Annotated in this window: 14 protein-coding genes; 6 read left to right on the top strand and 8 right to left on the bottom strand. The window is 63.4% G+C overall.

The window, feature by feature from the left end; all coding sequences use genetic code 11:
- The first annotated feature begins 16 nt into the window (after positions 1-16).
- The 3 genes from AC0L28_RS25455 to AC0L28_RS25445 all read left to right on the top strand — a co-directional run bounded on the left by AC0L28_RS25455 (position 17) and on the right by AC0L28_RS25445 (position 1247).
- On the top strand, positions 17-205 hold the full coding sequence (locus AC0L28_RS25455; protein WP_031254200.1) for a hypothetical protein: 189 nt from the start codon (positions 17-19) through the stop codon (positions 203-205).
- Between the two features lie 136 nt (positions 206-341).
- Positions 342-608, top strand: a complete 267-nt coding sequence (locus tag AC0L28_RS25450; RefSeq protein ID WP_084646721.1) for a hypothetical protein — start codon at positions 342-344, stop codon at positions 606-608.
- Positions 609-737: 129 nt separating this feature from the next.
- Positions 738-1247 carry an NUDIX hydrolase gene (locus AC0L28_RS25445; protein WP_128169901.1) on the top strand — a complete coding sequence of 170 codons (510 nt, stop codon included), beginning with the start codon at positions 738-740 and terminating at the stop codon, positions 1245-1247.
- Here AC0L28_RS25445 and AC0L28_RS25440 read toward each other — a convergent pair.
- From AC0L28_RS25440 to AC0L28_RS25420, 5 genes are all read right to left on the bottom strand, one after another.
- Entirely contained in the window at positions 1223-2074 is an 852-nt protein-coding gene (locus AC0L28_RS25440) for a citryl-CoA lyase (RefSeq protein WP_128169900.1), read from the bottom strand. The two genes, AC0L28_RS25445 and AC0L28_RS25440, sit on opposite strands and share 25 nt — an antisense overlap.
- Before the next feature lie 13 nt (positions 2075-2087).
- A complete protein-coding gene (locus AC0L28_RS25435; RefSeq protein ID WP_128169899.1) occupies positions 2088-3272 on the bottom strand; it encodes a CaiB/BaiF CoA transferase family protein in 1185 nt (394 codons plus the stop codon).
- 15 nt (positions 3273-3287) lie between these two features.
- Positions 3288-4811 (bottom strand): tripartite tricarboxylate transporter permease, encoded by a 1524-nt coding sequence (locus tag AC0L28_RS25430; protein WP_128247366.1) that lies wholly within the window; start codon positions 4809-4811, stop codon positions 3288-3290.
- 4 nt (positions 4812-4815) lie between these two features.
- The gene (locus tag AC0L28_RS25425) at positions 4816-5352 is read right to left on the bottom strand and encodes a tripartite tricarboxylate transporter TctB family protein (RefSeq protein WP_128169897.1); all 537 of its coding nucleotides are present in this window, start codon (positions 5350-5352) and stop codon (positions 4816-4818) included.
- Positions 5353-5481: 129 nt separating this feature from the next.
- Positions 5482-6459: a Bug family tripartite tricarboxylate transporter substrate binding protein gene (locus AC0L28_RS25420; RefSeq protein WP_027153050.1), complete on the bottom strand. Its 978-nt coding sequence runs from the start codon at positions 6457-6459 to the stop codon at positions 5482-5484.
- A gap of 192 nt (positions 6460-6651) precedes the next feature.
- On the opposite strand from AC0L28_RS25420, the gene AC0L28_RS25415 reads away from it, so the two are divergent.
- A complete protein-coding gene (locus tag AC0L28_RS25415) occupies positions 6652-7437 on the top strand; it encodes an IclR family transcriptional regulator (RefSeq protein WP_128169896.1) in 786 nt (261 codons plus the stop codon).
- Positions 7438-7488: 51 nt separating this feature from the next.
- Here AC0L28_RS25415 and AC0L28_RS25410 read toward each other — a convergent pair whose 3' ends face one another.
- Positions 7489-8028 (bottom strand): GNAT family N-acetyltransferase, encoded by a 540-nt coding sequence (locus tag AC0L28_RS25410; RefSeq protein ID WP_473480985.1) that lies wholly within the window; start codon positions 8026-8028, stop codon positions 7489-7491.
- Positions 8029-8229: 201 nt separating this feature from the next.
- On the bottom strand, positions 8230-8430 hold the full coding sequence (locus tag AC0L28_RS25405) for a YdeI/OmpD-associated family protein (protein ID WP_128169938.1): 201 nt from the start codon (positions 8428-8430) through the stop codon (positions 8230-8232).
- A gap of 170 nt (positions 8431-8600) precedes the next feature.
- Here AC0L28_RS25405 and AC0L28_RS25400 point away from each other — a divergent pair, with 170 nt between their 5' ends.
- Complete coding sequence (locus AC0L28_RS25400; protein ID WP_473480983.1) at positions 8601-9056, top strand: DUF2214 family protein; 456 nt, start codon at positions 8601-8603, stop codon at positions 9054-9056.
- Here AC0L28_RS25400 and nth read toward each other — a convergent pair.
- A complete protein-coding gene (nth, locus tag AC0L28_RS25395) occupies positions 9050-9853 on the bottom strand; it encodes an endonuclease III (RefSeq protein WP_473480981.1) in 804 nt (267 codons plus the stop codon). The genes AC0L28_RS25400 and nth overlap by 7 nt on opposite strands.
- A gap of 22 nt (positions 9854-9875) precedes the next feature.
- Here nth and AC0L28_RS25390 point away from each other — a divergent pair, with 22 nt between their 5' ends.
- On the top strand, positions 9876-10370 hold the full coding sequence (locus tag AC0L28_RS25390) for a DUF2244 domain-containing protein (protein WP_023797457.1): 495 nt from the start codon (positions 9876-9878) through the stop codon (positions 10368-10370).
- Positions 10371-10417: the final 47 nt, after the last annotated feature.

Raw genomic sequence — 10417 nt, 5'->3', positions numbered from 1 at the left:
GGGCTATCGCCGTGCCGTGGCCAAAGGCTCCGGGGAACGCAGCGCCGCCCGTGCCGCGATTTTCAACTGTGCGATGTTGCGGTTCAAATTATCCAATCCAGGCCTGAAAGGCATGGAACTGCAGGATGCCCTCCAGCTTCTTGTCGTCGGCCTCGTATTGGTGCCCTTTGCCAGCACACATCGGTCGACGGGCTTTGCGCCCTGACTGGCTAGTCAGCCAATTCCGCTCCGGCGTGGGGTTTTAATCCATGGCATCATCAGACAAACGCCCTATATAATCGCAAGGTTCTGTTTCGTAAGGGAATGGATGGATGTCGCCGCTTCGCCTTTCGACGATCTTGATGTCGGCAACCCTGGCAACAGCGATGCTGTCGGGCGCGGCTGTCTCCGCGCAGAACGTCGCTCCCGCCAATCGCAATACCGTGGTCCTGCAAGGCGAATTGCAGATGCTGGAGAACAGGCTGCGACGGCAGCAATTTCAGCAGCAGCAACAGCAGTTCCGTGCCCAGGATCGCGTGGTCGTGCCGCAACGGCCAGATGTGCCGCAGATGGCGCCTACTTGCCAGTTGCGGCGATCGGGCAGCCGCTTCATCAGCGTCTGCCGCTGATGGCCCGGCGTTTTCATTTATTTAGCTGATATGCTTGAACGCCGCTCTACTTAAAGTAGCATCAAAGGCGGTTTTGATTTCGCAACGTGCCTTTGCGCTTGGGCACTGCCCTGATTGGATCGTCGGCAAATGGCAGCCACCAAGAAGAAGGTCGTGCGCAAGGCGAGGAAGGGCGAGCGGATCCGCCAGGTCGCGGCAATTCCCTTTCGGCTGGGCAGGCATGGCGGCGTCGAGGTGATGCTGGTCACCTCGATATCGACAAGGCGCTTTATCGTGCCCAAGGGCTGGCCGATGAAGGGCAAGAGTGGGCGCAAGGCAGCCACCATCGAAGCGCGGGAGGAAGCCGGCGTCCTCGGCAAGACGCTGAAGCAGCCGGCCGGCACCTATTCCTACTGGAAGCGGCTGACGAACCGCTTCGTCCGCGTCGACGTCACCGTCTACCTGCTGGCGGTGACGGAGGAACTGGCCAACTGGCAGGAAGCCAAAAGGCGGCAGCGGGCATGGCTGGCGCCGGAAGACGCAGCCGTGCTTATCGACGAGCCCGAACTTTCAACGCTGCTGAAGAACTTGAAAATTCCCCAGCCAGCGCCCGCTGGCGCACTTGAACCAAGGTCTCATTTGGCGTCGTCCTCTCCCTGAGGGAAAGACCGGACCGGCGTGCCGGTATAGGCCCACAACCATTCGCGCGGCAGTGGTCCTTTGTTGCGGTCGCTCTGTTGCGACTGTTCCCACGCATGCGCCAAGATGCCGACCGAGCGCGACAGCACGAAAAGGCCACGTGTCAGCGGCGGCGGAAAGCCGAGCTCGCCATAGATGACGGCGGTGGCGCCGTCGATGTTGAGCGGGATCTTCTTGCCCTTGCGCCGCGCGACCTCGGCCTCGACAGCCTCGGCGATGTCGGCGAAACGTCCGCTGACGACGCCGCGCGCGGCAAAATCGCGGGTCAGCTCGATGAGACGCGGCGCCCGCGGATCGACCGGGTGGAAGCGATGGCCGAGCCCCGGCACATAGGATTTTTCATCGGCGAAGAAGCGATCGAGCCGCGACGCGACGGCATCGGCAAGCGTCACGCCTGCGTCCAGTGCCGCGGCGATGTCGCCGTAGAAGGCAAGCGCCTGCTCGCCGGCGCCGCCATGCACGTCGCCAAGCACATTGATGGCTGAAGCCATGGCGCTGTTGATGCCGACGCCGCAGGTAGCCGCCATGCGGGCAATGGCGATCGACGGCGCCTGCGGCCCGTGGTCGACGGCCGCCCCCAGCGCGATACCGAGCAGCGCCGCCTGCTCCTCGCCAGGCAGTTCGCCGCGCAGCATCAGCCAGATCATCGCCGGAAAGCTGACGCGGCCGATCAGGTCTTGGATCTCATAGCCACGCAGCCGGATCACGCCAGGGCGCATTTCGATGATATCGGTCTGCCACCATTCCTCACCGCGCTCGCGGCCGGTTTTTTTCTCAACGTTGCTCATGTTCTCGCGTCGCTCATGCCTGCGCCCTTTTCTTGACGCGCGGCGGCAGACTGGCAAACACCTCGTCCATATGCTCGCCCAGCGCCGGCGGCGGCTTGGTCGGCAACGGTGCTGCACCATCGACCATGAACCCGCCGCGCACGACGGTCAGCGGTCGGTCGATGTTCGGCATGCTATCGAAACGGGTGGTCATGTCGCGCTCGATCACTTGCTGCTCGGCCAGCACCTGCGGGATCGTCAGCACCCTGCCCGCCGGCACGCCTGCGCGATTGAGCGTCTCCTCCCAGGCCGCGGCCGAGCTGTTCGCCAGGGCATCCTCGATCAGCGCCTTCAAGGCGATGCGGTTGCGCTTGCGCGTCTCGCGCTCGGCAAAGCGCGGGTCCGACGCCAGCTCCGGCAGCCCGACCAGCCGGCAGAGCGTGACGAACTGCTCCTGCTTGTTGGCGGCGATGTTGAGCAGACCGTCGCCGGTGCGAAACGTGCCGGAAGGTGCCGCCGTCATGTTCTCGTTGCCCATCGGCTGCGGCTCGACGCCAGCCGTCAGATAGTTGGAGACCGGCCAGCCCAGCGCGGAAAGCGTGCATTCGAGCATCGACACGTCGAGGAAAGCGCCCTCGCCTGTCGTCTTCTGCTTCACAAGTGCCGCCGTGATGGCGAACGCCCCGACCAGCCCACCCAGCGTGTCGGCGACGGGGTATCCGACACGCAGCGGCGCGGTCTGCGCTGTGCCGGTGATGCTCATGATGCCCGAAAGACCCTGGATGATCTGGTCGTAGGCCGGATTATCGCGCATCGGCCCGGTCTGGCCGAAGCCCGAAATCGCGCAATAGGCAAGACTGGGGCGGACCTCTTTCAGCCTGGCATAGCCGAGCCCCAGCCGATCCATCACGCCGGGGCGGAAATTCTCGACCAGCGCGTCGGCGGAGGCGACCAGATCGAGGAAGCGTTCGCGATCGGCCTCTTTCTTGAGATCGAGCACCACCGATCGTTTGCCGGCGTTCTGCGCCAAGAACGAAGCGCCCATGCCGGTGCTGTTGAGTTCCGGCGAGCCGCCGAGCTGGCGCGCCAGATCGCCGCCTTGCGGCGCCTCGACCTTGATCACATCGGCCCCGAGCAGCGCCAGCTGATAGGCACAGTAGGGGCCAGCCAGAACGTTGGTCAGGTCGAGGACGCGGATGCCGGACAGCAGATCGGTCATGATGTCACAAACAGGTCAGGCATCGCCCGGCACGTGTTCCGGTCCACGCATGCGCCGGCGTTCGATGTAAGCGTAGATATGCGGCCCAATCAGCCCGATGAACGCCAGCGTCAGCAGCGTCAGCGACAGCGGATGTTTGTAGAAGACCGACCAGTCGCCGTTCGAGATGGTCATCGCGCGGCGGAACTGTGTTTCGGCAAGCGGCCACAGGATCATGCCGATGATGACCGGCGCCGTAGGGAAATCGAAGCGCCGCATCAGGAACCCGGCCGCGCCGAGCAAATAGAGGATGACGAGATCGGTCGGCGACTGAGAAATACCGTAGGTGCCGACCGTGGCGAACACCAGGATGCCGGCATAGAGCTGCGGCGCCGGGATTTTCAGCAGCCGCACCCACAACCCGATCAGCGGCAGGTTGAGGATGACGAGAATGATGTTGGCGATGAACAGGCTGGCGATCAGCCCCCAGACCAGATTGGCCTGCGTCATGAACAGCATCGGCCCGGGATTGATGCCATAGCTTTGGAAGGCCGACAGCATGATCGCGGCCGTCGCCGAGGTCGGCAACCCAAGCGTCAGCATCGGCACCAGCACGCCGGCGGCCGATGCGTTGTTGGCGGCTTCCGGCCCGGCAACGCCTTCGATGGCGCCGACCGTGCCGAACTCCTCCTTGTGTTTGGAGAGCTTTTTCTCGATTGCATAGGACAGAAAGGTCGGGATTTCGGCGCCGCCGGCCGGCAGCGCGCCGATCGGGAAGCCGAGCAGGGCGCCGCGCAGCCAAGCCTTCCACGAGCGTGCCCATTCGGCCGCCGTCATGTAGAGCGAGCCCTTCAGCGGCACGATCTCGTCCTTGCCGGCATAGCGGCGCGAGGCCATGTAGAACGTCTCGCCGACCGCAAAGAGGCCGACCGCGACGACGATCACGTCGACGCCATCGAGCAATTGGCTCATGCCGAAGGTGAAGCGCGGTTGCCCGGTCTGCAGGTCGACGCCGATCATGCCGATGACGAAACCGATGAACAGGCTGGTCAGGCCACGCACCGACGACGAGCCGAGCACCGCCGAAACCGTGATGAAGGCCAGCACCATCAGCGAGAAATATTCGGCCGGGCCGAAGGACAGCGCGAATTTGACGACGACCGGGGCCAGGAAGGCGACCCCCAGCGTGCCGAGTGTGCCGGCGACAAAGGAGCCGATCGCCGAGGTGGCAAGTGCAGCGCCGCCGCGGCCGGAACGGGCCATCCTGTTGCCTTCCAGCGCAGTGACGATGGTCGCGCTTTCACCCGGCGTGTTGAGCAGGATCGATGTCGTCGAACCGCCATACATGGCGCCGTAATAGATGCCGGCAAACAGGATGAAGGACGCTTCCGGCGCCACCTGGTAGGTGATCGGCAAAAGCAGGGCGATGGTCAGCGCAGGTCCGAGGCCTGGCAGCACGCCGATCGCTGTCCCCAGTGTCGTGCCGAGCAGGCACCACATGAGATTGACCGGCGTAAAGGCGACCGAAAATCCGTGCGCGAGATGGCCAAGCGTTTCCATGGCTTCAGCCTCTCAACATACGGATAATGGAATCGAGGCCCGTGTTCAGCTGGTTCTCGATGAAGCCGGCGCCGATGTTGACGCCGAGCGCCCTGGCGAAGCCGAAATAGGCGGCAAGCGCCAGGATCAGGCCAAGCAGCACGTCACGCAGCGGATGTCTGCTGCCGAATCCGTGGCAGATGAGAACGAACATGATCACCGAGGCTGCGGTGAAGCCAAGCGGCTGGATCAGAACAAGATTCGCGACCAGTCCGACGGCGACGATGCCCATCGCCTTCCAGTCGGTCGGGGTTTCCTTTTCTTCCTCCGGCTGCCAGCCGCCCCGCAGAGCGGCGACGATCAGCAGCAGGGAAAGGACCGTCATGCCGACCATGGTGATGTAGGGGAAGACGGTCGGGCCGACCTTGGAGTAGAGCGGCGACACCGGAATCGACAGAGTCTGCCAGGCCACTGCGCCGGCGCAGGCAAGAAGCCCGATGCCGATCAGCAATTCGGGCACGGCAAGGCGCGGCCGCGGCGCCTGCTGGTCGCTGGTGCTCATGATCGTCCTCCCTGGATAGCCGGTCTCCCACGGCCGACCTCATCGCAGTTTCACTCGCGCCGGATCGTATGTCCATGCGGCTGGCGAACATCGGAAAGGGGCAGTGCACACCGCCCCTCTCCGGGGACATCAGGCAAGGCCGAGGTCCTTGAGGATGGCTGCGATCCTAGCCGTGTCTTCGGTGAGAAATTTCGCGTAGTCGTCGCCGGTGAGCAGGATCCGCGTCCAGTTGCGGTTTTTGCATTCGGTGGCCCAGGCTTCGCTTTTGGCCATCGTCTCGACCAGCGTGATCATCGCCGCCTTGTCGGCGTCGGAAACGCCCGGCGGTGCGAAGACGCCGCGCCAGTTGAACAGTTCAACATCGATGCCGGCTTCCTTCATCGTCGGTGCGTCGATGCCTTCCTGGCGCTTGTCCGCGGAAATGGCAAGCAGCCGAAGCGCGCCTGCCTTGACCTGTTCGGAGAACTCGCCGTAGCCGGAGATGCCGGCCGCGACCTGGTTGCCGAGAAGCGCCGACAATGCCTCGCCGCCGCCGGCGAACGGCACGTAGGAGAGGTTGGCTGCCGGAACACCGGCCGTCTTGGCGATAAGGCCGAACAATATGTGGTCCGAGCCGCCGGCCGAACCGCCAGCCACCGGCACTTTGGTCGGATCGGCCTTGAGGGCGGCGACGAAATCCGCTGCTGTCTTGAACGGGGAAGCCGCCGGCACCACCAGCGCCTCGAATTCGCCGGTGAGGCGGGCGATCGGCGTGACCTCGGTGAGATTGTTGGCCGATTTGTTGGCGATGATGGCGCCAACCATGACCATGCCGGCAACCATCAGCGAATTGCCCTTGCCGTTCCACTGGCTGATGAATTGCGGCAGGCCGACTGTGCCGCCGGCGCCGCCGACATTGGTGATCTGCGAACCGGAGATCAGCTTCTCACTGCGCAGCACCTGGTCCATCGTGCGCGCCGTCTGGTCCCAGCCGCCGCCGGGCGCTGCCGGCACAAAGATCTGGATCTGCGGTGCGTCCTGCGCGAAAGCGGGCGAGAGATGCAACGCTGCGAAACCGGCGGCGCCGGCAGCGGCGGTGCTCGTTAAAAATCTGCGTCTGTTCAGCATGGGGTTCCTCCAATCACGACACCTCCTCCGGTGCCTGCCAGCAACGTAGCCTGAATTCAGACCCGCTCGACAAAAATTCATGCAGTCTTTGCATCGTTCTGTCAACCGGAATGGCATTCTGCTGGACAGAACTGCCCGGATGCGGCACAATTGTTCCGATCGGCCCTTCTGTCCAACTGGGAACGGAACGACGTGGTCAAGCGGACAACCGTAACACAATCCAAGCCTGCGTCGACCAACGGCGTTGCCGCGCTCGATCGTGCGATCGCCATCCTCGACGCTTTCGCTGCTGCCGAGCACTCGCTCAGCCTGGCCGAAATCGCGGCGCGCACCGGCCTCTACAAGAGCACGATCCTGAGGCTGGCGAACTCGTTGCTGCGCGGGCAATTGCTGGAGCGTCTCGACGACGGCCGCTACCGTGTCGGCCCTGCCACCTTTCGGCTGGGCGCCCTATACCAGCGTTCGGTGGTGGCGATCGACATCCTGCTGCCGATCATGCGCGATCTGGCCGAGCGAAGCTGGGAAAGTGTCGCTTTCTATGTCCGTTCGGGCGACGTGCGCACCTGTCTTTACCGCGTCGAGTCCAAGCATCCCATCCGCTACACCATCCGGGAAGGCGACGTGCTGCCCCTGCTGGCCGGCACAGGCGGCCGCGTGCTTGCGGCGTTTTCCGGTCAGCAGGGCGAACCATACGAGACGATCCGCAAAACCTACCATTGTTTGTCGGTCGGCGATCGCGACCCCGAGACGGCGGGCGTCTCGGCACCAGTGTTCGGGCCGGGGCACATCCTGCTCGGTGCGTTGACGCTGTCCGGCCCGAGCACGCGCGTCGACGCGGCCTTTCTGCAGCGCATGAAAAATCCGCTGATCGAGGCGGCCGCGCGCGCCACCCGCGCTTTCGGCGAAGACGCCTCGATGCTCGAACAGGCGGCCCTAAAGGCCGAAGCGGAAGGCCCGGTGCTGAAGCGGCAGGCCTAGAAAGCCTCGATTCGGCCCGATCAGAACCACCGGATGACAGGCCGCAACGCCCTAGGGCTGCCGTTCCAGCAGGATCGTCGCGTCGTCGTGATAGGTGGTCCGCAACACTTCGCTGTAGCCGCATTTGGCCGCAACGCTCAGCGAAGCGGAGTTTTCCGGATCGATGATGCAGACAGTCCTTGCACGCCCGAATGCCTCGTCGCCCCAGGCGAGAGCCCGTCCGACGACTTCGCTGGCGAACCCTTGGCCATGTGCGCTCGGGGCCAGCGCCCAACCGGCTTCAGGAACGCCTTCGATCGACGGCACCATGTCGCGCTTCAGATCGTGGAAACCGGCCTCGCCGATGAAACGGCCGGATGCCTTGTCCTCGATCGCCCAGAAGCCGTAGCCCAGCAGCGACCACAGGCCGGCATGACGCAGGAAGCGCATCCAGCTTTCCTCGCGCGTGCGCGGCTTGCCGCCGATGAAGCGGGTGACGTCCGGATCGGCCCACATGGCAACATAGGCATCGAAATCAGCGAGCTGGTGTGGCCGCAAGATGGTTCGCTTCGTCTCGATGACCGGTGCACTGGCTGCTCCTGGATTTCCCATAACTCTGCCTCGCGGCGCACGATCGCCGAAAAACCGCCTCCGAAACGATCATGCGCAAATTCAAAGTGTTTCTTTGCCGGTGCCTCATGCATGTCGCCCAAATGTCCAACAAGAGCCAGGACAGGGCAGATCATCTTCCAGCGCGAGAAACGAGGTCGAGGCGCTTCGACCGCGGGAAACTGTGACCTGACAAGCGCGATTTCAGCCGCGCCACGGCATGTTCATGTAGACGCCGCCACGCTTCAATTCGTCCAGCATCTGGTCGAGCCGCTTGTGTCTTGTCTCGGGGCGTTTGGCACGAGCGATCCAGCCGAGATAGTCGTTCTTCTGATAATCCGGTCTGTCATCATAGGCCGCCATCAAACCCTGCTTTGTCAAAGCGGTTCGGATGTCGTCCGGCATTGGGTTCAAGGCGCGTTTCAGTCTGGTCATGGTCAAAATTTAGGCTGTCAGGATTTGGCGTCAACGTAGTCGCGAACTCCAGCTCCGGCATGGGAATCTTGCCGAACGATGCTACCCTTCGCATGAACTGATTCAGCGTCCGCTGTGCCGTCCGACGGAGGGAAAAGGGCATGGATACCACCGATCTTCTGCTTGCCATCTTTCATCATCTGCTGGTGTTTTCACTGGCCGGCATCATCGGCGCCGAATTTGTCCTGATCCGCGGCGATCTGCCCGCCGCGACGCTTCGGCGGCTTGTCGGCATCGATCGCCATTACGGCATCATCGCCATGCTGATCATCGTTGTCGGCATCGGACGCGTCATCTACGGCCTGAAGGGTTGGGAATTCTACGTCTACAACTGGGCGTTCTGGGCAAAGATGGTGGCCTTCGTCACCGTCGGCCTGCTGTCGATCGTCCCGACGGTCAGCTTTGCGTCCTGGAGCAGGCAGGCCTCGGCCAGTCCCGGCTTTCAAGTGCCGGCGGCACAACTTGCATCCGTTCGAACTTATGTACGCGCCGAAGCCTCGATCTTCCTGCTGATCCCGGTCTTCGCCGCGGCGATGGCGCGCGGCTACGGCTACTGAATTTCGCTTACCGGTTCGAGCCGCGCAATTTCGACCAGTGGCGCCGGAACATCATTCGTCTTCTCCTCGGCCTTGCAGATGTCGGCGATGACACAGATCGGGCAATCCGGTTTGCGCGCCTTGCAGACATAGCGGCCATGCAGGATCAGCCAGTGATGCGCATGGCGCATGTATTCGTCCGGAATGATCCTCAACAGCCCCTGCTCGACCTGTTCCGGCGTCTTGCCGGGCGCCAGCCGCAGCCGGTTGCCGATGCGAAAGATATGCGTGTCGACCGCCATGGTGTGCTGGCCGAAGGCCATGTTGAGCACGACATTGGCGGTCTTGCGCCCGACGCCCGGCAGCTTGACCAATTGATCGCGGTCGTCGGGCACCTCGCCACCATGATCGCGGATCAGCGCCTCCGACAGCGCGATGACGTTCTTGGCCTTGTTGCGCCAGAGCCCAACGGTGCGGATATAGTCGCCGACCTTGGCTTCGCCGAGAGCCAGCATCTTTTGCGGCGTGTCGGCGACCTTGAACAGCGCCCGCGTCGCCTTGTTGACCCCGACATCGGTCGCCTGTGCCGAAAGCACCACCGCCACCAGCAGCGTGAAGGCGTTGATGTGTTCGAGCTCGCCCTTCGGCTCGGGCCGCTGAACGGAAAAGCGTCGGAAAATCTCGTGCACTTCGGCCGGGCTGTAGCGCGAATCGGACCGCACCGGCCGGGCACGCGGTTTGGCGTTCGCGCCGTCGCGTCGGCCGGGGAGCAATTCATTTTTGGGTGTAGAGGATTTTTTGGACTTGGGGCTCGTCATCCCCTTCCTATAATATCCCGGCATGAGCGACACAAACGCCTCATATCAGGCCGACGAGCCATTCTTCCAGGCGTTGCTGATACCGCATCGCTCGCTGGGCAAAACCGGCTTTGCCATCCTGATGGGCGCTCTGCTGTTCGGCTCGTTGGTCACCGGAGCGTTTTTCCTGTCGCGCGGCGCCTGGCCGGTGTTCGGCTTCCTGGGTCTCGACGTCATCGCCGTCTACATCGCCTTTCGCGCCAATTATCGTGCCGCCCGCGCCCGTGAGGAGGTGTCGGTCTCGCGCACCAGCCTCGACATCCGCAAGACCGCGCCATCAGGCAAATCGGAAGCCCATCGCTTCAATCCGTTCTGGGCGCGTTTTTCGGTCGCCCGCCACGCCGAAATCGGCATCACCAGGATGGCGGTGGAAGCACAAGGCCAGAATGTGCCGATCGGCGGCTTTCTCAATCCCGATGACCGCGAGAGCTTTGCGTCAGCCTTTTCGCGCGCCCTGGCGACCGCGAAAGCGCGCTGAATGTGAGCGAACCGCCTCCTTCGCGAACCGGTTCTGCGGTGCCTTGC

It is taken from the genome of Mesorhizobium sp. WSM4847 (assembly GCF_055811335.1).
Note: the sequence above shows the minus strand (reverse complement) of the source record. Positions and strands in the feature narration are given on the sequence as shown.

What these genes read in the sequence shown, in the direction of transcription:
- AC0L28_RS25450 (WP_084646721.1), top strand. Translation starts at nt 342, where the DNA reads ATGTCGGCAACCCTGGCAACAGCGATGCTGTCGGGCGCGGCTGTCTCC.
- AC0L28_RS25445 (WP_128169901.1), top strand. Translation starts at nt 738, where the DNA reads ATGGCAGCCACCAAGAAGAAGGTCGTGCGCAAGGCGAGGAAGGGCGAG.
- AC0L28_RS25440 (WP_128169900.1), bottom strand. Translation starts at nt 2,074, where the DNA reads ATGAGCAACGTTGAGAAAAAAACCGGCCGCGAGCGCGGTGAGGAATGG.
- AC0L28_RS25435 (WP_128169899.1), bottom strand. Translation starts at nt 3,272, where the DNA reads ATGACCGATCTGCTGTCCGGCATCCGCGTCCTCGACCTGACCAACGTT.
- AC0L28_RS25430 (WP_128247366.1), bottom strand. Translation starts at nt 4,811, where the DNA reads ATGGAAACGCTTGGCCATCTCGCGCACGGATTTTCGGTCGCCTTTACG.
- AC0L28_RS25425 (WP_128169897.1), bottom strand. Translation starts at nt 5,352, where the DNA reads ATGAGCACCAGCGACCAGCAGGCGCCGCGGCCGCGCCTTGCCGTGCCC.
- AC0L28_RS25420 (WP_027153050.1), bottom strand. Translation starts at nt 6,459, where the DNA reads ATGCTGAACAGACGCAGATTTTTAACGAGCACCGCCGCTGCCGGCGCC.
- AC0L28_RS25410 (WP_473480985.1), bottom strand. Translation starts at nt 8,028, where the DNA reads ATGGGAAATCCAGGAGCAGCCAGTGCACCGGTCATCGAGACGAAGCGA.
- AC0L28_RS25405 (WP_128169938.1), bottom strand. Translation starts at nt 8,430, where the DNA reads ATGCCGGACGACATCCGAACCGCTTTGACAAAGCAGGGTTTGATGGCG.
- AC0L28_RS25400 (WP_473480983.1), top strand. Translation starts at nt 8,601, where the DNA reads ATGGATACCACCGATCTTCTGCTTGCCATCTTTCATCATCTGCTGGTG.
- nth (WP_473480981.1), bottom strand. Translation starts at nt 9,853, where the DNA reads ATGACGAGCCCCAAGTCCAAAAAATCCTCTACACCCAAAAATGAATTG.
- AC0L28_RS25390 (WP_023797457.1), top strand. Translation starts at nt 9,876, where the DNA reads ATGAGCGACACAAACGCCTCATATCAGGCCGACGAGCCATTCTTCCAG.